Raw genomic sequence first — 22,026 nt, forward strand, 5'->3', positions numbered from 1 at the left:
GCTCCGCCGATCCCTGACCGCTCCGAGCAAATAACGCCTGCCCCGCCCATATTGGGAGCAGGGCCAGAACAGGCGTCGAGGAAAGCCGCCCGGGGCGGTTCGGGCGGCCCTGTGCCCCGGTCAGATCGCGGTGACCTCAAGCTTGACCTCGTACGAGTACCACGTCGAGTTCGAGCCGCTGATGAACTGGGTCGGCAGGATCAGCGACTGGCCCACGTTCAGACCCGAGCAGTTGCTGCCGGTGGCGACCGCCGAGCCCAGAGCCGTGCCCGAGCCGGGGGACGGGAGCGTCACCTCGCGCAGGGAGAACGACACCGACCCGCCCGTGGAGGTGATCACCGAGCTCGGGTTCTCGAAGGAGGCCCCGTACGCGATGTCACCGGTGACCATCTTCACGTGGTTGGAGTTGACCCTCGGGTAGAGGTTGCCGCCGACCAGGAAGCGGAGCTCGTCCCTGCCGTCCGTCTCGTCCACGTTGTTGGCGTAGATGGAATAGAGCTCCACGCGGCAGGGGACGGCCGCGTGGGCCGGCGCCGCGACCGCGACGGGGGCCACCAGGGCGGTGCTCAGGGCGAGGACGCCGAAGAGTTTGCGCATGATCGGTCACTCCTTGGGACTGGACGCCCGCGACCGTCGCGAGCGCCGCCCCAGGCTGCGGGGACCACCGTGAGCACACCGTTAAGGCCCAGCTACGCGCACTTTCACGCATGGACCGCCGGGGCGCCCCGACGTACGCTCCCCCTGTCATGGGGGACGAATTCACTCTTCTGTTGCTCGGCCCTCCGTACCTGGCGATCGGGGAGACGCCTGTCGCGGTCCGGTCGGCCAAGAGCCGGGCGCTGCTGTGTTACCTGGCCGCCGTGCCGGGGCCGCGGCCGAGGGCCGAACTCGCCGGGTTGTTGTGGGGTGAGCGCCCGGACGCGCATGCCCGGGGCAGCCTGCGGCTGGCGCTGTCGGAGTTGCGCAAGGAGGTCGGCGGGTGGCTCGACATCACCCGTGAGCAGGTGGGCTTCCGCGCCGACCGCCCCCGCTACGTCGACCACGACCGGCTCGCCCAGGCCACCACCATCGGCGACGCGCTGCCGCTGTGGCGCGGGGAGTTCCTCGACGGCGTCGCCTTCGTCGACGCCCCGGCCTTCGCGGAGTGGCTCGCCGCCGAACGCCTGCGGGTCCGCTCACTCTTCCGAGACCTTCTGGTACGTCAGGCGGGCTCCGCCCACGAGATCGTCAGGCTGGCCAGGCTGCTGGGCGAACTCGATCCGTACGACGAGGAGGTGCACCGCCTCCTCATCTCCTCCCTGGCGGGGACCGGCAACCGCGCCGCCGCCCTGCTCGTCTACGCGGAGCTGCGCGACCGCCTGGCGGCCGACCTCGGCGTGGAGCCCTCCGCCGAAACACGGGCCACACGTGAGGCGCTGGGCCCGCAGAGAAAGGTGGCCGCCCCGCCCGTGCCCAGCACACCGCTCGTCGGCCGCAAGGCGGAAGTCGACCAGGTGGCGGCCCTGCTGGAACGGGAGCGGATCGTCACGCTGCTCGGACCGGGCGGAGTGGGCAAGACCCGGCTGGCGCTGGCCGCCGCCGCGCGCGTGCCGGGCGCGGCGTTCGTCACGTTCGCCGGCGTGGGCCCGGACGCCGCGGTCACCACCGTGGCCCGGCGGCTCGGAATGGATCTGTCGTCGCCCCGCCCCGCCAGAGAGGTGCTGTTCGAGACCCTCGCCGAACGTTGTCTCCTGCTCGTGCTCGACAACCTGGAGCATCTGCCGGCGTTCGACGCGGTGATCGGCGACCTGCTCGCCGCCTGCCCCGACGTCCGCGTCCTGGCCACCAGCAGGCGGCGCCTGAGCCTGCCCGGCCCCAGCGTCGTGGTGGAGGGCCTCACCGCCCCGGCGGCCGAGGAACTGTTCGCCGTCAGGGCCCGGACCGTCCAGCCGGCCTTCGACCCCGGACACGAGGCCGCACTGGTGGCCGGAATCTGCGCCGCCACCCGCGGCCTGCCGCTCGCGATCGAACTGGCCGCCAGCCTGCTGCGCGCCCTGTCCTGCGCCGACCTCGCCGGCCATCTCGACACCGGTCTGCTCGGAGCCGACGGCCCCGCCCCCCGGCCGAGGCACGCCACGATGCGCCGGGTGTTCGAGACGTCGTGGACGCTCCTCACCGAGGAGGGACGCCGCGTCCTGCCGATACTGTCCGCGTTCGGCGGCGGCTTCACCTTGGAGGCCGCCCTCGACGTCGCCGAGACCACGCCCGAGGTGCTCGTCCACCTGGTCGACCACAGCATGATCACGTTCCAGCCGCCGGGCCGCTACCTCATGCACCCGCTCATCCAGGCCTTCGCGGCCCAGCACCTCACGGCAGAGCAGCCCGTACGCCAGCGTCACGCCGGCTACTTCGCCGCCCTGCTCGACGCGCACGCCCGAGGCATCCGCGACGCGACCGACGACCGCGCCCCCCTCCTGTTGGGCGCCGAGCTCGACAACATCCGCCTGGCCTGGGCACACGCCCCCGAGCCAGACTTCCTCGACCATTACTGGACGTTGTGCCTGCGCCTCGGCCTGTACGAGGAGTCGGCGGCCGTGGTGGAAGACAGCCTGGCGGGTGACTCCCTCACCGGGGAACCGCGAGCCAGACGACTGCGCATGGCAGCGGTCAGCTACTACCAACTGGCCAAGGAGCGGCGCGCCCTGCGCCTCGCCGAAGAGGCACTCGAAGCACTGGGCCGGCCACTGCCGTCCGGATGGCGTCGCGCGCTCGTACGCCGGATCGGGCAGATGTTCTCACCCGCCCGCCGAGACCCGCGCGAGGCGGAGGTGGCCCAGGCCCTGTCCATGATCGCCGTGTTCGCCTACTACCGGCAGGACCTCCCCACGATGTTGTCGGCCACGTTGCAGCAGCTCAACGCCGTGGACCGAGCCGGCGTCCCCGAACTGCGCGCGGAAGCCTACGCGAACGTCGCCACCGCCGTACGGATCGCCGGCCGATCACGCCTGGCCGGCCGCTACGCGCGGCGAGCCGACGACGCGCTGGCCTCGCTCCCCCGCACGCACGTTAGCGAGGCCGCGAACCGGGCCCGGCTGGCACGGGGTGTCGACCAGCTTTCCTGCGGGGCGTTGGAGGCGGCGTGGCGCTCCTTCACCGAAGCCCGGTCGCGGACGCTGGAACCGAGGCTGGCCGAGGTCTGCACGGGCCTGCTCGCGGAAGCCTCGGTCCTGCGAGGCGAGTTCGGCCGCGCCGCCGAACTGTTCGTGGTGACCGGCGAACTGTCCGCCCGCCGGGTCGGCGGCGACGACATCGGCCGCTACTGGTGCCTGACCGGGCAGGCGGAGGCGCTGCTGCGTCTGGACGGGGTGCCGTCGGCGCGAATACGGGAGGTGCTGACGGCCGCGCTTGCCGCCACGGACCGGCGCCGTGCGCTGGAGCAGGAGTTCGGGCTGCGGAACGGGCCCATCGTCGAGGTGATCCAGCGGATGCGGCTGCTCACGGGGTTTGCCCGGACGGACCTGCTCGATCGGCGGCCCGAGCGGGCTGCATCGGCCGTACCGGAGATCGTGGCGCTGGCCGGGAGGTTGCCGTCGGCGCAGCCTGGCATGGTGGAGTGTTGGGCGGGGTTGGCTGAGTTGCTGTGGGAGCTGCGATGGCGTCATCCTGCCACGCTGCGGGCGGTGCTTCGGGGGATGCGCCGGTATGTGGCGCGGTATCCGGGGGCGGCGGCGCGGCTGGGGTGGGGGGAAGTGCTGGTGCGGGTTACGGCGGGGATGGCCGTACGGGAGGCGGTTCGTGAGGCGGGGCGGGCGGCGGATCGGGTGGGGGTGGCCTACGACATCCGGCGAGCGGCGGAGGCGGCCGTTGAGGCTGCAGCTACGTGAGGGCGAGGCGGCTTTGGGCTTGGGCCTTGGCTCACGCTCTACGGGAGAGAATGGCTGACGTTCTTGGGCGTGGGCCTCGGGGGCTCGATCTCGCCGGGATGGCGCCGAGTCGACTCCTGCCGACGAGGTCAATAGACGTTTATGAACTCTGCGTCGCCGGGCCGACGGGGAGTGGGAAGAGAGCGCGGCATGATGCCTGCGCTCTTCCGAATATCTCCGCACGGGGCGTTGCAGGCCCCGTCGCTGTCATCTGCGCCTTGGCTGGATGCCGATGGAGGTATTTGTGCTGGTTGATTACGGTGTCCTCGGTAGGAATCGAATCTACGACACCAGGTTTAGGAAGCAGGCCGACATGCAGGCGGGGTGCTACCGCTGACCTGCGGATACGGCTCGGCCCCTCATGGGCGGACGCCTATGAGGGAAGACATGGGGAAATCGCACCTTCAGCCTGACGGTGATCTTTCCCGATGGCCGCGACACCACATGCGTTATGCAGCGATGTGCTTCTAGGGCTGCCGTTGGACGCATCCCGCTTCGTCTAGTCCATCCTTGGATATCTTCTATTGTGGGCTTCACGGCTGATCTCCTTGTAGAGGCCGTCCGTTTTTTGATACAAGTCCCACTTGGTTTGGTATTCGAGGCTGTTCTCTTGGCCCTGCTCTTCAAGTTCATCTAATTCGTCAAGCAGCCTCGAGCATTCCTGCTTCACCCTTGATGCTTCCATTTCGAGACTTTGTAAGTCGCGAATTTCTGAGGCTGCCTTGGCTAGATCCTCTAGTGTGACACCCTTTAATCCTGCAAGCTGTATCGCGTATGTCTCGCGTAGCTTTATTCCGATAGTTTCGTAGTCATGCAGGTCTCTTGGCTGTAAGGGCATGGCTGCCTGTATTGCAATATTCCAGGCGTAGTTTCGTATTTCGAGGACCTGTGCGGGTGTCGCTTTTTGCTTCAGTTGGCCGCGTTGCCTCACGGCTGCCCAGAAGCTTCGTTCTATGGCGTTCTCCCATTGGCGATTTCTCATCCGCCTGAAGAACCCTGGAGATCCCATGTCTGCCCTCAACCTTCAGCTAGGTCTGAGGGATTCTATAGAGGTTAGTAGGGTCAATCGAAGATCTAAGCCTTAACGGAGTGATTACGATCATCGGCATTTCGGAGACGATTGCACACCTTCAGGTAGCAGCAAATAGACAAGTCCCTCACTCGTCAGCGGAGGAAAGCCTGGTTGCTGCAGAGCCAGCCCGTGATCACGCAAATGATCTAGGGCAGGCGATCGAGCGTTAGCGAGGTGGTGTCGTGTGCGCTCTCCTGATTGGATCGCGTTGTGTTTGGATCGCTAGACGGTCAGGTTGGCGACGCTTCTCGTCGTAGTTGCAGAAGCCGCCCTAGCTTCCGTCGTAGGCCACTTGTAGTCGTATGGTGCCTTTAGCCGTGTGCAGAAAAGCATCGCCGTGTCCGGCCAGAGCTTCGGCCCCGGTCTCGTCCAGGATGATACGACTATCGGTCGCAGTTTTGACCCGTAGGGCGAGCTGGGCGGGAAAATTGGAGCGGATTGTCGTCGAGATGACGTCGGCGCTCGGGCGCTGCGTGGCTGCGATGACGTGGATGCCCGCGGCGCGTGCTTTCTGCGTGAGGCGCTTGAGGAGCGCCTCAATCTGCTTCTTCTCTTCGGGGTCGCTCGTGAGGTCGGCGTACTCGTCCAGGACGACGACTATCCATGGCTTTCGGTCTACTCTGTCGACCTTGGAGTTGTACTCGACGAGCTTGCGTGCGCGGATCTCCTTCATGTCCTTATAGCGTTTCTCCATCTCTCCAACGGTTTCCTCAAGTATCTCGATCGCATCGGCGGCATCCATGCCGATCATGCCATCAAGGTGAGGGTCGTCCTCGAAGTCCACGAGCTCGGTGCCTTTGGGATCAACGAGACGGAGTCGCAGGGCACTCCTGTCGTACCGGATCAAGCCCTTGAGGATCGTGTCCAGGGCTACGGATTTTCCTGATCCGGTGGTGCCGGCCACCAGCAAGTGCGGTGAGTCCGCGGACGAGAGGTCAATGGTGACCGGGTTGCCTTCGATGTCGGCGCCCAGCGGGGTGATGAGGCTCTCGGAATCAATGGGGACTTGCTGCCACAGCGCTTTTGCGCTGACTCCGTACATTTCGTCGTCGATCTTGGGGATTTCGAAAAGTACGGAGCCGCGATCGCTGCGGGTCCGGATGCTGAACCCGGAGGGCAGCTCGAGAGCCAGGAAGATCTCGTCTCGCCGGTTGGTCAGTTTGTCGACGGTGACCCCAGGATTCGGGATGAAGCGGAAGATGTAAAAGCCGGGCCCTTCCTGCCACCGACCGACCTCCGGGGAGATGACCGTGACCTTGTGACGGGCGAAGACGTCAAGGACCTTGTTGTATCGGAGCCGCAGCTCCTCCTCGGAGAGCCCACCGTGATGAGCTTTCGAAGAGATCAAATCCGCCTCTGTGGCAGAGTGGCGCGCAACTACTACTCTCGGCGAGGTCCTTGGAGCAACCGTTTCGCCAACCTCGGCAGATGCCGTCGGTTCTCCGGGCGTTGGCATTTCTTCTGAGGTGGTCAGAGCGGCGGAGCCAGAGACCTGCACGATCCTACTGGGGCCCCTAAAGGAAACAAGGGGGTCTGCATTGACAGGGTCTTGATTTGCTCGCAGAGCGCCGATGAGGTTCAGCAGCTCGTGTTTGTTCAGCCTCACCAGGATGTGCTTGCCGAGGCTTCCAACCATGGGAGCCGGCTGGTCGTCCTCGGCTGAGATAGCCACGGCAACGCCAGTGACCTGGCCGAGTCGGACATGCTCGGAGCGGAGGGCGTCAAGGACCTTCGCCTCAATCCGACGGTGCTCGTCGTTGCCGATCACGGTGCGAGCCGGTAGATCGGCACTCTTCAGGACGTTTCCACTGGTCTGAGCAATCGCGGCGGCAAGCTCGTCCAGCCAGAAGGGCCGGTCGTGGCGAACCTCGCCGTCCGAGCGAAAGGCATCCTGGCACAGGTCAGTGGTGCGGTTAAGTTGTTCCTCGGCCGACCCGACGTCGAAGGTCTGGCGGAACTTGGACTCGGCGACCAGGATATCCAGGCGAACCGTGCCGTCATCCTGAACGGTCAGCACGAAGCGGCCCAGATCGGCACGAGTCTTGTGTCCCCGGCCGAACCAGCGGTGGTGCTCATCGAAGCTGATCCATGTGACCAGACTCGTGCCCTGCTGAGGGACGGGGAACTGCTGATCAATGACGAATCGGGTGGCGACCAGGCCGACGACTTCGTTGACCGTGGTGCCGATGCCGAGTGAGCGCAGCACAGCGCCAGGGGCCACATTGCGGCCTACCTCGTAGATCCGCTTAGCCGTACTCTCGGAGTCCTTCGGAGAAACGACGCCGATCTGCTCCAGCCGACGCCGCAGTCGTTGGACGACGAACTGCTGGCCGGTCTGTGAGCTGACGATAAGGGTGTAGGACTCGTTCTTGCCGACGCTTGGCTTGACGAGGATGACGTCCGGGCGGTTACGCAGAGCATCGATCTGCTCGCGTCCGATGAAGCTGTCGAGGGTGACGACCCAGTGGGCCACGCGATGCAGGGTGGTGAACAAGTCTTGGTGCTGGTCGAACTGCACCTGCATCTCGAAGTAGTCGATGCCGTCGACGCTCTCTCTTGAGACCGGGGAACGGCGGTCGTAGCGAACGCACAGGGTAGACCAGGACTCAAGTGTCTCGTCGGAGGTCTCGGGTAAAAGCGCCCTTACGACGTTCTCGCTAGTTTGCGCCAAATTGTGAGAGGCCGGGTGCTTCCAGGAGTTGAAGGAGCCCGATAAGGATTCCTTCTTGGTGCTCTCCTTAATACTGGTCTGGGTGCCGAACAGCGCCGGGGCCAGGGCGAGATCAATGGTGTCTTCCAACCCTGAGAGGTCTGCTTTTTGGTCGGGCTCCCATGCCTGCAGGATTAGTTGAACGTCGGGCAGGAAACTGTCCTCGGACATCTCTGCGGTGGCGAATTGCAGATCGAAACCCTGGATGATCTCGTGATGGGTTGCTTGGGGAGCCAGCACGACCAGGTCGACCTTTAGACGAGGGTTCTTGGCCCGCATTTGCTTTGCCACGCGCATGGGAAGGACGGGGTCGCCGTTGCGGTCCAAGAGCAATAAGCGTAGGCCATCGAGTTTGTGGGGGTAGGTCGTCAGATAGTCGGTGACGACGCGGACCATCTCATCGATTGCGGTCTCGTCAACGCTGGAGAGCCAGTCCTTTGACTCATTGCCGCCATAGCGGACCGGCGCGTACTCCTCGTGTCCGGCCGATTCCCGCATCGGAATGGCGATTGTGCCGCCCGGACCCACGAGGATCGCGGGTGTCCCATGAGGGGAGATACGGTCGATGGCGTCGAAGAAGAGGTCCTCATTCTCCTGATTGAGGCTCAGCCCTCCCTCCTTGTTCAGGGCGGTCTTGATGCTGCCGGCGACCTCCGCGTAGTTCTTCGCCAGCCAGCGTAGCTTCAGCGGGTGGATGGCCAGCATCATCATGCGGTGATCGGCCAGCCCCACGACATCGGTCAGAACCACCGCCTCAAGGTCCGTGTCCGGGGCGTTGTTGGGGACTAAAGCGGTGCGAGCTGCTCGGAGTATGCCTTCCCAGCCGCGTACGTATTCGTTGATGTTTTCGGCGTCGAGCCCGCCGGACATTCGCCCGAAGTGCTCGCGCTTGAGGCTCTGCAGCTGGCTGGCAAAATCAGATGTGGGTTCGAGACCGGGCCAGTCAATTTCCCAATGCCTGGGTTCGATGAGCCTCTGCAGGAAGGTGTCGAAGGTTAGATCGCTGGCATAGCCAGGGAAAGGTCTCCGGCCGTGGATGAGGGCCGCTAGAGCGATCTGGCCGGGAATGCCCAGAGGGTCCCACCGGAAGCGTCGCTGGGCGGCACCGTCCATCTCGACCACTATGCGGAGTGGGGCCCACTCGATGTTCGAGTCAAACGGCTCGTCTTCCTTAGGCAGGCACGGCTGGGTCAACTGCAGCAGGCAATCCTTGACATCGAGAGTCAGACGAAGTCCGGTGGATTCCTGGATATCCTGGAGAGTGCGTGCGTATAGGAAGGCGAACAGCCAGCGACTCCACTGTCCGGTTTCCTGGTTTCCTTCAAGCCCGACGACAACGGTGCCTTCCTCTTCGTCGGAAAAGTAGGTCAGCTCGCGCAGCAAGGCACGCAGTGGGTCATGGACGAATTGAGAATCCGGGAAAGCGAGCTTTTCGACCTTGCGGCGAGATCGCTTGGACAGCAGGTCGGCTAGCGGTTCGGTTCCTCCGGAGGGAATCTCGTCAAGGAAGCGCTGCGCGGATTCCTGGTCTCCGCGGTCGAGCAGCTCTTCGATCATCATGGCGTCGTACTCGTTGACCCGCTCTGCGGCGGTCCGTTCGATCTCCTGGCGGATCTGCTGACCCACGCCGATCTTTTTCGACTTCTGCTCGAATACTTCGAGCCAGAGGGTCAGATCTTGATCGCGGCGAAGCTCCCGAGGATTCTGCGAAGTAGAATCACTGCGATTGAGATTGAGCACGAGATCGCGCATGCGCATTTTGGCAGTCTCGGAATCCATGCCAATGTGCTCTAGGGACACCTCGCTGAACTCGGTGGTGGCGATGCGGTCTATGAGGTCGTCTTCGGTGATCTCCCTGCCGGTGGGCTGTTTGAAAGCACTGACCCAAACGTTCTTCTTGATTCGGGCGGGCAGAGTGGCTGGCCTGATAAAGAGTTCTCGGTCCGGAAAGAGGTCAAGAGCAGGCAGGGCTGCGGAGATCTCCGAGTAGACCGCTTCAGGGGTGTGGACGTGAGTTGCTGCGACCTTCTGTGCAGTTTCGACAAGGAAGGTCGCCCAACGGTGCAGGGTCCGTGGGTCCTCATCGGTGACTGCACACCAGATTTCCGGTAAATGGGTGGCCATGAGGGCCGGAACGGTGCCAACGCCCCCAGCCTCCCGCCATGCTTCTGCCATGAGTCTTTCGAACCCGCGCTCGCCAGAGGTGTCGTGGTGGTCCCCCAGGATTGCGGCGTCGTCAAGGGCGTTCATCGCCGCCAGCCCCTGCGCGTCCGGAGACTCTCCCCATTCGAAGAGCAGCACCGCCGCTCCCCGTCCCGAATTTCGCCACTTGGTCAGTTGATCCTGCGGGTTCAGCAGGTAGTCAACCGGTACGCCTTCGATTGGATCCGAGGTGCCGACCTTGACGACGATCTGACGGTCCGGCGACTCCGACAGCTTCTGGGCGGTGCGACGGAGTGCCTCGGCCACGGTTAGCCGATCGAATCCGCTGACTCTCAGGACGGCACGGGCTTCACTGACGTCGGTGACTTTGCGAAGCGCTTCGTCGGCGACGAAGCGACCGAGAGCTCTTATACTACTGTCGGTCACCGGGGCTCCCCTCGCACCATGCTGGTCGCATCTGAATACTGAGTGAGCAGGCCTATAGCGGCCAGCCTTTCCCGGAACGCCTTGCCGTTGTGGTCGAGGAACGATGGGTCAACTTCGTAGGCCAACGGACTCGCAGCCGCGACCTTGTTCTCCATCACTAGCCCATACTTCTCATACAGCAGTTCGCAGAACTGGTCGAATTCCATCTCCGTTCCTTGCGGAACGGTGGCGGATACCAGGCCCTCGATCATCGGTGGCTTCATCGTGAAGTGTCGGCGCCCGACAGGCGCATTGAGGGCCCCCACGGCGGCGAGAGTCTCGCTGAAGAACGCGCGGGGGGATTCAGCCGCTTTACCGACCTCCTCGGCGAGTCTTTCGAAGCGGCGCCTTCTAGCCTCGTCGCCTTCAGCTTCGTCGATCATTTCCCGCGCTTGGACGTTGAGCGCATTTACGATGTCATTACGGAACCGGGTTAGGCTCTTCTGTGACTCTCTGCGTAGCGGCGTCGCCTCATTGCCAAAGTCCAACAGGATTGACTCCTGATGAGTGACACCGAGCTTCCTGCGTGCGAGACGCAGCTGGTGGCGTGCCAAGCAGTAGGGGACCCAATGCATGAGGCTCTCGGTGCGCTTGGCTTTGGGGACCGTCGCGATCCGACTGACGATATTACGGGTTCCTTCCCTCAACAGATCGGGCCAAGGGCTGAGATCCTCGTGCAGCGTGATTCCCTCGTCTGCGCCCTTCACGGGCGCTTCGTCGTAATCGAAGTCGTGCGCGCTGAGGGCCTTGGCGAGGCTTCCCAAGGGCGTGCCGCTGTCCTGTACGAGGTCGGCTAGACCCTTTCGATTCGCTTCCTTGCGGTCAGAATCAGGGTCGCTGCGTAGGACTTTGTAGGCCCATCCTCCGCCATCGCGGAAGAGGTATCGCTCGATACTCGGAGCATGGACGCGAGCAGTTACCTTGCCGGCCTGCTTGCGTTTCTTCTCGCTGTTCTTCGAGGAGGCGTCAGCTTGCTTGATTCGGCGTTCGACTGCGTCGTAGTGGATGAGTTCACCGACGAACGGATAGATGTGCACGCCGAACCAACTTGGTTGGCTACGGCGCCCAGGGATTTCAACCAATAGTGAGGAGAACAGGGCGTGGAGCGTTGCCATGGTTTCGGGGGAGTCCAATTCGACGGCCTTGCTTAATTCTTCGTCGCCCTCGACGATGGGGGTCTTGGTCGCGATCCGCCGAGCCAGGTCGTGTGAGGTCCTTTTATAAGCAGGGTCGGTTTCGCCGTCTAGGAGCCCTGCGAACTTGTCCGGATCTTCTTGATGAGCCAGGTAGACGCCACGGGCGATTGCGAGCATTTCGAGCGGGACGTAGAAGCCGCGACCCTGCCGTTCGAGGTTCACCCCGAAGAGACGAAGAACGACTTCAGCCTTGGAACGATCGGCCATCAGGCACGCACCGACCTGATCTTATCCCCGACGTCGATCATGAGCTTTCTCATGGCGTTGGCCACCAGTACTTGGATCTCGTCGTCCTTGGTTGACGAATCGGCTAGCTCTGCCAGGGATCCACTTAGGCCACGGATTTCTGCCTCATGCTGGACCTCGCTTCGCAGGCCCGCAGCCCACCGCGTGAGCAACTCAAAGCGCAACAGGTCCGCTTCTACCGAGACTGCGCCTTGGTCAGGCTCAACAGCCGGGATGCGGATGTAGATGGCCCGGTTTAGCCACTCGACGGCCTTCTGCATCTCAGGGGCGACGCCCGTCCTGCCTGTCTCTTGCCATTGGGTGACCTGGTCGACAACCTCGACGCCCTTGCTGGGCACTCGCCGAGAGATCACGGCCGCACGGCCACGGTGTGTGAAGAAGGCCGGGTCGAGTATCAAGAAGTCGGGGTTGCTTCCTGCCCGGTGGATACCCTGGACGGCCTCCAGGCCCTTGAGAAAGCGGTCTCGTACCCTGGTGTCTGCCGGATCCCGGTTCTTGTCTTGGACAATGACGAAGTCGTCGCCAGCAAGTAGGCCCATGCGAGCGAACCGGTCCTTGTCGTCGTCGCTGTTGAAGAAATCAGCCCGCCGCAGGAACGTGTACACGCTTCGCAACTGTTCAGCTTGCTTTTGGACCTCCCGACTCGTACGGACCTTCTGGAGGTAGCTGCCGGCGTCCGCGGGAGGGAAGTCGCCAGCTGTGTCCGGGTCCAGCCGGTCGTCAACCTGACGGCGAGAGACCTTGCCTGGGTCCAGTTTTCTTAGTGCGAAGAAGGTAGGTACCAGATGACGCTGTTGCTGGGTCAGCCGGTCACCGAAGAGAGCTTGGTGGTATAAGTGGGGGGCCTGCCACAACCTGTTCGAGTGCGACCATTGGTATTTCGCGTGAACGTTCTCGCATGAGAGGCCGCCAGTAAGCATGTAGCTGGTTACCGATAACGCCTGACGGGTCGTGACCACCGCTCCGGTACGCTCCGCCGCAGCGAATATGTCTCGGATCGCAGCCTGGCGCTGAGGCCCGCGGGTGGGATTGGTGAGCTCGTTGCGGTTGGCCAGGATGGGGCAGACTTCCCGAGCATCGCAGGTCTCACAGGGCTTCCATCGAGACCATCGCGACGTTGTCCACTGCTTCAGAACCCATGGGATGAGCCCGCCGTTGGAATTAAAGCCCTCGGCCGCTACGGACTGGTAGTTGAGGTTGATGACGATGATCGTGCCATCGGGGTCGCTCACCTGCCCGCGGACGATGCCTTCCGTGAGAGTTGTAACCAGAATCTTGGCGCGCCCCGTGCCGCCTTTGTCGAGATTGCTGTCTTCGGCAGCGCATTTGCGTAGTTGGCCCTCGTTCGCACAGATGATTGCGACACCGCCATCCGGAGGGTCGAGCAAATCAACGAGCTTGCGCGCACCAGCCGACACGCTCAACTCGCTGAGATCTTTGAGGATGTACAGCGGGCGTCGGCTACGGGTCCAACCAATAGGGCGGCTGGCATCGCCAGCATCGGATAACTCACGGAAAACCGTCTTCTGGATCTCTGGCGTGATCGGCACGGCATCGACCTGCAGCGCTTCCAGAAGGCTGGCGCACAGGCTTGTCTTGCCATGGCCGGCGTCTCCGGTTAAGACGATGGTTTTCGTAGTCTGTCGCTCAATGGCATCCAGCAGGTAGTCCAGCGTCACGACGCGGTACAAGGATTGCTGGTCTGTCTGCAGCTCGTAGACCATCTCAGAGGTCTCAACGTCGAACGGCTGGTAACGACGTATCCGTTGGACGTGTTTGTTGATCTCTAGCGGCATGCTGCTGTCCTTCGTCGACCGAGTCTAGAGCGCTGTGGAATTCTAGCTACAGAGACCGTCACTTGTAGATCGTTCCCTTACCGAGAGCCGGAGTACGCCTGGTTCACGCTGTGTGACTGTGGAGACCTCGCGAAGCATTGATCATCATCTGTGGAGATGGGGAAGTCAATGTTGGCTGAGAGCGCGTTTAAGGTCCGTGTCCGTGGGTCTTGGTGGCTCTGGGTAGCTGCAGCGATCGCGCGATTGGTCGTTGACGACCTTATTCGGAATGCCTGTGATGTCGGCAAGTGAGACGTAGAACTGTCACGAGCGTCACGTCATTTATGCGAGACAAGCGTAGATGGTAAGACGTGAATGAGTGGTGCCTAGGGAAACTAGGCCCTATCGAACTGTGGGGGTAAACTCTTGGCGTCGACCAAGGCAACCCAGAAGTATGACTACCATATTTGATCTTGGTTTTCGCGATTGCCTTTGTGGGGAGCTTTGCCGGATCCGCATCCTGACCTAAGGGTGAGCCTTTCCTGTCATGGGCTGTCAGCGATAATGCATCTGGTAAGCTGCGGCCGACTATTCGATCGAGAGCTTTATGCCAGCCTGGACAAGCGTTGCTGTAGTCCTGATTCCGGGAAGCTCGATAACCGGAATGCCGAAGATCGCTAAAAGCCGCAAGAGCCACTGCTTGCGCCAGCATCCGCCAATGCCTTTGTAGGCCTCGTTAGCTAACTGCCGATAGGAGAGCGTTCCCCACTGCTCGTGCGATCGCGGGAGGGACGGCATTTCCGATCATTCGACCGATTGAGTTGAATTCCACGGGTTCTCCTGGCTTGACGAACTCGTAATTCTCTGGAAAGCCTTGGAGTATCGCTGCTTCCCGTAGAGTGATCGCGCGATCCTGCTCCGGGTGACCGAACCGCCCGGTACCGAAATTGTATGACATGGTCGTAATGGTTGGAGACGGCTTGTCCCATTCCATGCGAGCGTATACGTTCTTAAACGTGGAGCCAGAAGGCTTGGTGTGGCAAGGAGATAGCAGCTCTTCTGGCCAGTCGTGCCATGTCCCTCCCGGCTTGGATGCTTTGATTCGCTTCTGGTTCAGAGGACTTAAGGCCCTTGCCTTATGCATTCCATCTAGGTCATGTGTTTTCCCTTGATGGACTGCTGGGAGGCTGGAAATCGCGTCTCTTACCGTCATGAATTCTTCAGGCTTGCGTTCACCTCCAGGGACTTTAATGGGTCCGATTCGGGACGCAATCAGCACGAGTCGACGGCGTTCTTGCGGAAGGCCATATTCCGGGCCGTAGCAGCTCCTAAAAGAAACTTCGTAGCCAATATTTTCGAGAGAGCTAGAAAAATCTTTAAAGATCTGGGAGCCCATGATTCGAGGGACATTCTCCATGGTCACTAGCTCGGGGCGAGACTCTTCAACGAGTCGCGCAAATTCACCAAGGAGGGACCACTGCGGCTCTGAAGACGTATCTACGCCTCGTCTATAGGGCGAGAAGGGCTGACATGGTGCGCATCCCGCCAGGAGGCGTATGGAGCCCGGCTCCCATAGACACAAAAGCTGCTCTTTGGAGACTGTCCGGACATCTTGCTCAACGAATGGAGCTTTTATGTTTTTCTCGAATGGGTATTTGCATCGAGGATCTATATCAAAACCGGCGACTACGTTCAGGCCAGCCTGCATCAAGCCATGCGACAGCCCTCCCACTCCGCAGAAGAGGTCTATCGCTGAGATGCGCCTTGCCACGTCGCCCATACGGCTAAACCTAGCCTAGACCACCCCTCCTCGTCGACGGGCAGGGGAGGGCGACACGAGCTCATTCTCGCGCTGATCCTTGGGTGGCAGCGGCAGCGCTCCTGTCCAGGTCCTTGAGAACGGGAACGGGGATGAATGTGTTGGCTGCCGCAATCTCGGAGTCCTTGCAGCTCAGCCAACGGCCTATGACCTGTCTCGAATGTCAATCCCCTGAAAGTGTCGAGACATGGTTCTGAGCGTTGGCCTCGTGAGGCTTAGTTACGTCCACGGAGGTGGTGTAAGAGGCTCGCCAGCCGTCCTGGTGCAGGTCAGCAGCGATCGCCTCATCTAACCGGCTGCCGCTGTCGGTGGGCGGTTAGCGCCTGATCGCATCACTGTAGGAGCAGGCCTGGGAATCGCCCAAGATCCGGTAGGTCAGCGTATGGGACATCACGCTCGGCTTTCTGGGGAAACTATGAAGACCGTTACGTTCACCGGCGTGTCGCTACCTTGAAGATCTGGGACCGCTGAGGGCCTGATGGCGCCACGGTCCATCTCAGCGCGTTGCTTGGCCTCTCAGCCCTCCGACTGTGCAGTCGCGCTGGCCTCTCACGCTTGGGCTCGGCCAGACTCCCTCCTGACGCCGCCCTCCTGCTCGTGGGCCAGCCGATTTATCTGCGCCTTAGTGGCTCATCCGGTTAAATGGATTCGATCCCTCTCACGAGGCGTTCAATTTTGAGTGCACAAGAGACCGGATCCTCGTGTTCCCATACTCGAAGGATGCGCCAGCCGGCTTCTAGAAGAATTCGATCTGTGTCGCGGTCTCGGTCACGATTTTTGCGGACTTTCTCGGCCCAGAATGTCGCGTTACTGGTTGAGCTAGTGTGATGCTCAGGGCATCCATGCCAGAAACACCCATCTATGAATACGGCAACCTTCGCTTTAGTGAAAACCATGTCGGCTGTTCTTCGAACCGATTTGATTGGGCGGTAGGAAACTCGGTATCGCAGCCCCAGCGCATGAGTGGCCCGTCTTACCGCCAGTTCTGGTTTGGTGTCTCGGCCTTTATTCGCCTGCATGCGGATTCGTGCAGCATCACTCGATGCCCATGAATTTTTTGTCTCGGACATACAGTCATCCTACAGTTGGCTGTTCTATGTCTCTGGACATCGGAGATTTAGCGGTCTATCTGGGGAATATGGAAGCGCGGCACGCTGAGCCAGGTGGAGTTCTCTTGCTGCACCCTGGCCTGTTGACAGCGATGACGGCGTTGACGTGACGTAGGTAAGCCCTTCTCGCATGATCTGTTCAGGGGATGGCGTGGCTGCTGACACAACGTGACAGGCGCTGACGATGCGAGCGTGTCAACGGCTGTCAGCGTGGGTCAGCGCCAGCGGTGTCCCACGAAACTCCTTGTGGATTTATGGACAGGCATGTTTGTCACCGCTGTCATCTGTGTCCGCGCAAGATCGCCAAGTTTCGACAGCGAGGGAACACCGCCGTCCTCAGCGATCGTTTGGCTGACCGGTCGTACTGGATATCGGGGGGTTTCCATGAACGAGCTGCCGCCGTCCGCCTACAAGCGTCGTCCGCCCACCAAGCCCTTCGGCCGGTTCCTCTGGGGCCGGCACAGCCTGTTTCGCAGAACCGTGACGCTGGCCCTGGCCGTGGGGGTCGGTGTGGGGTTTGGCTATTCCATGGGGGTCATCGTGCAAGCGGAAGCGCCCGCGCGACCCGTACTCGCGGTTGCGCCGGTTCCCGCAGCGCAAACGGCCCCACCCGCTCCGGTGGCGCTCAGAGTCGCGTCAGTGAGCGTGCCTCATGCCCCTCTGGCGGACAAGAGCGCGGCGCCGACCAAGCCGACTGAGCAGCACCGGACGCCACTCGTCAGGGTGAGCAAGAAGGCCAAGCGGCCAGAAGCGAAACGCCACCGCTCCGTCCGGCACCACCCCTGCGCCCGTTTCGACGGCTACAGAGCGCAGGTGTGCAAGACGTTGTTCAAGCGCTGACCGGGTGAGCCAGCGCACGTAGCTCTCTGACCGTCGGCAGATTCGCGGACTCGCGAGGCACCGCGTCGACGATGCGACGGATGAGGAGTTGCCTCATGGGGGTGAGCTGGCGAACTCCTTCTGCGATGTGCAGAGCATCCTGAAGGGCGTGCGTTAGGTCACCCCCGTGTATGGCTGACAGCGCCTGGATCAGGCGGAGGTTGCCGCCCACGAGGTTCGACGGGTAGGTGGCAATAGCCCGATCGATCGCGGCGGGTGCCTTCTTCGTGTCGGCGAGGAAGGCGTACACGTAGGCCGCGCTTCGGTGAACCGAAGCTTCCGGGTAGCTGGTCCCCACCGATGAACCGATCGCTCCGGCCGTGGTGGCGTGGTCGGGAAGGCGCTCGTAGGTGTCGGCCAGCTCGTTGAGTGCCTGGATGGCGTCCGCGGATCGGCCGTCGAGGGCGGCGAGCTTGGCGCGGACCTCCAGGGCCATCGCGCGTCCCGTGCTGGGAGTGCCCTGGGCCTGGCCCAAGGCGTCGTCGAGGAGAGCGGCGATCATGGATCGCGGCTGGTCCTGCCAGAACAGGCAGTCGGCCTCTCTGGCCCGCACCCAGACGGAGAGGTTCCTGTCTTCGGACACGTCGGCGGTGCGGCGGGCGGTCTGCCAGGCCAGGCGGGCGGAACGCCGGTTCCCGGCGTCGTTGAAGTCGGTCGCCATCAGGGCCGTGAGCTGCGACCCCACGCGGAGCAGCTCATTGCGCGGGAGACCGGTCCGGGGGTCCTGGAGAAGCCGGCCGACCTCCAGCAAGTCAGCCGTTAAGTCCGCGATCAACGCGTTGGGCGGCTGGGCGTAATAGAGCTGGCCATACGTCTGGACGGTTCTGTGCCAGTCGTCCATGTGATGGTCGTCCCGCAGGCCGAAGGATCGTTCGACGCTGCTGAGAATGGTTTCCAGCGTTCCTGCGGGAACTGTCACTCCGGCGCTTAACGCGCTCATGAGTCGCAGGGCTGCACGGCGGTCCATATCGTCATCCTCGTCGCGTACTGAGGTTGTTGGGCGAATCTTGAGCATACGCCTGCGGAACTGGTCAAGTTCGACGATTAGGGCATAGAGACTGACAAGTCGACCATCCGTCTCTAGTGCGTGCTCAAGCCTTTCGATGGCTTCCGGCGGTGGGCGGTGTATGCCGCGTTCCCATTTGCCGATCAGGGAGAAATGCCAGCTCAGACGGTCTGAGAGCTGGCGTAGGCTGAGATCTTTAGTGTTACGCGCGTGACGGATGTGGCGGCCGAAGAGTTCCCAAATATCGGAGACTTCGGCTGAGATCTCGGGCTCGGTCATCGACCATCTCCGGTTGTGTCGCCATGTGGCATACGAGATTTGCCACGCGCTGAGTCTTCTCGGTTACTACCCGTGGCCCAAGTATGTCACTGCACCGCAGTTCTTCCCCGAACATAAGCGGGACCCGCAGAAACGTCGCCACGTCCTACGGGTCCCATTGATCGCACTCGGAGGTGCGACCCGTGGCACACGATAAGGCCGGGAGAGCGACTAGGCGAGATGATCACGGGCAGGCCGGCGGAACTGCGGATTTGGCGGCGATGGGAAGCACTCGCTTTTCCCTGCTGAATTCGTGCGCGGCAATTCCACCTGGGAACTACCTACGCCTTGCGGCCCATCCTGAGTCCGTCGCGAAAGCGCGGGCGCATGTTCGTGGCCTTATGGCGGCATGGGGACATGAGGGTCTGAGCGAGACGGCCGAGTTCGTCGTGAGCGAGCTCTCCACCAACGCGATCACGGCGACAGAGAGGGCGGTGGATTCACCCACCGAAGTGATCGGCCTGGACGCCTACCGGCTCCCAAGGTCGGACGCGGCCGGGATCGTGGTGTCGGTCTGGGACTGCTCCCGCGAGCCACCCCGCGTGCTCTGCCCTGATGAGGATGCGGAAGGGGGCCGGGGGCTGCTGTTGGTGGCGGCGCTGGCGCAGGGGTGGGGATACCACCGACCCGTGATCTTCGGGGGCAAGGTCGTCTACGCCACGATCACGGAGGCTCCGTGAGCAGGGTGGATCTGGCTTCTGGGCCCAAGGGCTGCGGTTCGCCCTCGTGCGACGGGACCGCCTACAGGTGCAGCGTCACGCGGGCGCTGGCTGCTTCTGCCCAGGCCGTGGCCGCCGTGGTGCGGGAGCGGCTGTTCAGGGAGTGCGTCAACGTGCTGGGACGGCTCGACCGCGAGTGGATCGATGCGCGGTCTGTCGAGGAGAACGTGGTCCTGATGACCGACGAGGAGTGGGTCGAGTGGTCAGGCCAATGAGGCTGCCGCCGGGCTGGTGAGCTCCGGGAATCCGTGGCTCGGAGTGAGGTCGTCCGCGTACTGCCCCCACAGCGTGGACGCCCTGGTCTGGCGGTATGCGGCGGGGTGGCCGAGTACGGTCTGGCGTGCTCTCCACCCCGCCGTTCCGTTCACATGCTCGGCGCAGGAGTCTCGGTGAACTCGGGCTGCGGGCGTGCCCAGCCCTCCAGCCGGAATATCTCGTACGCGGCCTCTCGGACCGCCGGGTTTTGTACCTGCGTGATGAACTCGGCAACGGTGCTTCCGCACAGATTTCGCAGCTCAGCGGATAGCCCGAGCACCCGACTGATCAAGGCTCGCTGCTCGGTGAGCCGGAGGGTCTGGCCCTCGTCGCTGAGACAGCCGTGCTTGCCGACATACGCGAAACAGGCTTCGAGCGGGACGCCCGAGGTCAGGACCACGGGGAAGCTGTCGAGGGGGAGTAGCCGCCGGTCGTAGTTGGGTTCGGTGGCGTCGAGGATCTCTAACTGTGGGTCGTCGAGCCACAGCACGAACAGGCGTGATGTCTCACCCGGTACGGCGATGGGGGCTGCGGGGATGTAGCCGTTCCGGTTGATGTGGGCCGACACGCCCGGGGCGATGCCGGTAACGTCGGCGATGGTCAGAGGGATGACTGGCCGGACGTCGTGGTTGACGAACTTGCGGTGGAGTTGGCTGGGGGCCGCGTTGGAGCCGACTGCGATCACGCGATGCCGTTCGGACATCGGCGCGACGCGGAGCTGGTCGAGGTGGTCGTCCAGGCGGCCGAGGTCGGTGTCGAGAACCCACGCTTCGGCCGGCTCCCCGTCGACCACGTCGAGGCGGGTGTACTGGCCGTCGGCGAACAGGCCGGACGCCGGGGGGATCCGGCCGGGATAGGTGAGCGGTTGTGTCATGGGGTCGTCAGCGAATAGGTCGTCGACGTCGAGCTCGGGGGCGCTCACGTGGCGTCCAGCTCGTACACCATGACGTGTCTGTCACCGGGGAGTACGGAGACCATGACCCGGACGGGTCGGCCGTCCGCGTCGTAGCCGGTCCGGGTGTGCTCTGCGATGGGTGTTCCGGCAGGCAGACCGAGGCGCGTGGTCTCGTCCTTGGTCGGCATCCGAACCTGGATCTCGTCGAGCGTCTTCACCTGCGGATGTCCGATGGACGACAGGATGCCGCCGGGCACGGCGATGTCGCCCGGCTTCATCAGCACGGTCCCTTGGGCGATGTCCATCGGGAAGTAGCTGTCTGAGAGCTGGAACGGCATGTCGTCGACGTAGCGGACACGCCGACGCACCACAACGAGGTCGTCCTCACTGACCCCGAGCCGCTGGGCGACCTTCGGTGACGCCGTGTCGATCCCGACTGTGACCTCTTGTCGGGGTTCGTGACCCTGGGTGCGGACGTCGTTGTTCCACGCGTCGCCGTCCGCGTTGTGGCGGGCGGTGCTCTCGAAGCTGGACAACTGCCAGCGGAGACGGGTCTGTGAACGGACGACACGCCCGCGGCCCCGTCCACTGGAAAGCAGCCCCTCGTTCGTGAGCTGCTGCAAGGCCTGGCGTACGGTCTGGCGGCTGACCTGGTGGTTCGCCGCCAGTTCTTGTTCTGCGGGGACGTTGTCCCCGGGCTTCAACTCGCCGCGCACGATGGCGGCTCTGAGGTCGTCTGCGACGCGCTCGTACAGCGCGCGTGTGTCCGCTCCCGCAGGCACGTTGGCGCACCCCTCTCAACTCTCTGTGTCGGTGTACGTACTCACCGTACCAACGTGCTTGACATTGGTCACGCTGGGTAGCACTGTACGTACACAGAGGTGAGTATGTACTCAACGTACAAGCGGACTTGCCTCCGAACACAGAAAAGCCGGGACGCGGCCCAAGTCGCCAAACCAGATCCGCACCCCGGCACCCCTAAGAGAGGTGTACTCATCATGACCTACGGGTCCAACCTGCCCAACCTTCCCGTCCTGCGCGTCGAACTCGACTTCGGACGGGACGACGCCTTCGCTGGCGTCCAATGGATCTGCCTCGTCTGCGACGGTGCCGAGGAGTGCGAGCCCGGTGACGAGGCTCCGACCCCCGCCATCTGCCCCTCCTGCAACGCCCTCGCCGTCGCCGAGGCGATGAACACGCTGCGCGAGTCCGGCGTGTCGGCAGACTTCAGCGGGATCGAGGGCTGACATGCGGTTCGCCTGTCCCGACTGCGGACATCGCCACGGTTCGGCCCTCGGGTGCCGATGCGGCACGCCGTACCCGCAGATCCAGATGTGCGTCATGCACGCCATGCGCTGCGTGGCCGGCTGCCGGTCCTGCCGCGTTCTCGTCCGCTCCCAGTCCGGCCGATAGGAGGCTCCGTGTTCGTTCGTCTACGTGGCCTCATCGCCCGCATCAAGGCCCAGCAACTGCTCAACGATCAGCGCAAGCTCGGTG

Annotated in this window: 15 protein-coding genes; 5 read left to right on the top strand and 10 right to left on the bottom strand. The window is 63.0% G+C overall.

The annotated features are described in order from the left end of the window. Positions 1-120: 120 nt before the first annotated feature. Positions 121-597: a hypothetical protein gene (locus tag AW273_RS06965; protein WP_062346424.1), complete on the bottom strand. Its 477-nt coding sequence runs from the start codon at positions 595-597 to the stop codon at positions 121-123. Positions 598-770: 173 nt separating this feature from the next. On the opposite strand from AW273_RS06965, the gene AW273_RS06970 reads away from it, so the two are divergent. Beyond that, on the top strand, positions 771-3,863 hold the full coding sequence (locus AW273_RS06970; protein ID WP_198168036.1) for an ATP-binding protein: 3,093 nt from the start codon (positions 771-773) through the stop codon (positions 3,861-3,863). A gap of 538 nt (positions 3,864-4,401) precedes the next feature. Here AW273_RS06970 and AW273_RS37020 read toward each other — a convergent pair. The 6 genes from AW273_RS37020 to AW273_RS36050 all read right to left on the bottom strand — a co-directional run bounded on the left by AW273_RS37020 (position 4,402) and on the right by AW273_RS36050 (position 16,418). Continuing rightward, the gene (locus tag AW273_RS37020) at positions 4,402-4,911 is read right to left on the bottom strand and encodes a hypothetical protein (protein ID WP_157555615.1); all 510 of its coding nucleotides are present in this window, start codon (positions 4,909-4,911) and stop codon (positions 4,402-4,404) included. A gap of 334 nt (positions 4,912-5,245) precedes the next feature. Next, positions 5,246-10,273: an FtsK/SpoIIIE domain-containing protein gene (locus AW273_RS06975; protein WP_157555616.1), complete on the bottom strand. Its 5,028-nt coding sequence runs from the start codon at positions 10,271-10,273 to the stop codon at positions 5,246-5,248. Further along, positions 10,270-11,715, bottom strand: coding sequence for a hypothetical protein (locus tag AW273_RS06980; RefSeq protein ID WP_062346430.1), 1,446 nt, complete (start codon positions 11,713-11,715; stop codon positions 10,270-10,272). Before AW273_RS06980 ends, AW273_RS06975 begins: the two co-directional genes overlap by 4 nt. Then, positions 11,715-13,550, bottom strand: a complete 1,836-nt coding sequence (locus AW273_RS06985) for a hypothetical protein (RefSeq protein ID WP_062346432.1) — start codon at positions 13,548-13,550, stop codon at positions 11,715-11,717. Before AW273_RS06985 ends, AW273_RS06980 begins: the two co-directional genes overlap by 1 nt. 715 nt (positions 13,551-14,265) lie before the next feature. After that, a complete protein-coding gene (locus AW273_RS39285) occupies positions 14,266-15,309 on the bottom strand; it encodes a DNA cytosine methyltransferase (protein WP_083949563.1) in 1,044 nt (347 codons plus the stop codon). Between the two features lie 677 nt (positions 15,310-15,986). Then, complete coding sequence (locus AW273_RS36050) at positions 15,987-16,418, bottom strand: very short patch repair endonuclease (RefSeq protein ID WP_369409029.1); 432 nt, start codon at positions 16,416-16,418, stop codon at positions 15,987-15,989. Between the two features lie 423 nt (positions 16,419-16,841). On the opposite strand from AW273_RS36050, the gene AW273_RS37025 reads away from it, so the two are divergent. Next, positions 16,842-17,297, top strand: coding sequence for a hypothetical protein (locus tag AW273_RS37025; protein WP_157555617.1), 456 nt, complete (start codon positions 16,842-16,844; stop codon positions 17,295-17,297). Here the strand turns inward: AW273_RS37025 and AW273_RS06990 are convergent. After that, positions 17,287-18,621, bottom strand: a complete 1,335-nt coding sequence (locus AW273_RS06990) for a helix-turn-helix domain-containing protein (protein WP_083949565.1) — start codon at positions 18,619-18,621, stop codon at positions 17,287-17,289. The genes AW273_RS37025 and AW273_RS06990 overlap by 11 nt on opposite strands. A 260-nt stretch (positions 18,622-18,881) precedes the next feature. Here AW273_RS06990 and AW273_RS38445 point away from each other — a divergent pair, with 260 nt between their 5' ends. Together AW273_RS38445 and AW273_RS07000 are read left to right on the top strand one after the other, a co-directional pair. Continuing rightward, a complete protein-coding gene (locus AW273_RS38445) occupies positions 18,882-19,340 on the top strand; it encodes an ATP-binding protein (RefSeq protein WP_269750226.1) in 459 nt (152 codons plus the stop codon). Beyond that, positions 19,337-19,594 (top strand): hypothetical protein, encoded by a 258-nt coding sequence (locus tag AW273_RS07000; RefSeq protein ID WP_062346437.1) that lies wholly within the window; start codon positions 19,337-19,339, stop codon positions 19,592-19,594. The genes AW273_RS38445 and AW273_RS07000 overlap by 4 nt, the downstream gene beginning before the upstream one ends. Positions 19,595-19,743: 149 nt before the next feature. On the opposite strand, the gene AW273_RS07005 is transcribed toward AW273_RS07000, so the two are convergent. Both AW273_RS07005 and AW273_RS07010 read right to left on the bottom strand, forming a co-directional pair. Further along, positions 19,744-20,556, bottom strand: a complete 813-nt coding sequence (locus tag AW273_RS07005; RefSeq protein WP_062346439.1) for a hypothetical protein — start codon at positions 20,554-20,556, stop codon at positions 19,744-19,746. Beyond that, positions 20,553-21,311, bottom strand: coding sequence for a GntR family transcriptional regulator (locus AW273_RS07010; protein WP_062346441.1), 759 nt, complete (start codon positions 21,309-21,311; stop codon positions 20,553-20,555). The genes AW273_RS07005 and AW273_RS07010 overlap by 4 nt, the downstream gene beginning before the upstream one ends. Before the next feature lie 216 nt (positions 21,312-21,527). Here AW273_RS07010 and AW273_RS07015 point away from each other — a divergent pair, with 216 nt between their 5' ends. Then, the gene (locus AW273_RS07015) at positions 21,528-21,776 is read left to right on the top strand and encodes a hypothetical protein (RefSeq protein ID WP_062346442.1); all 249 of its coding nucleotides are present in this window, start codon (positions 21,528-21,530) and stop codon (positions 21,774-21,776) included. Positions 21,777-22,026: the final 250 nt, after the last annotated feature.

Origin of the sequence: Herbidospora yilanensis (assembly GCF_001570565.1) — a bacterium.
Lineage (GTDB): Bacteria > Actinomycetota > Actinomycetes > Streptosporangiales > Streptosporangiaceae > Herbidospora > Herbidospora yilanensis.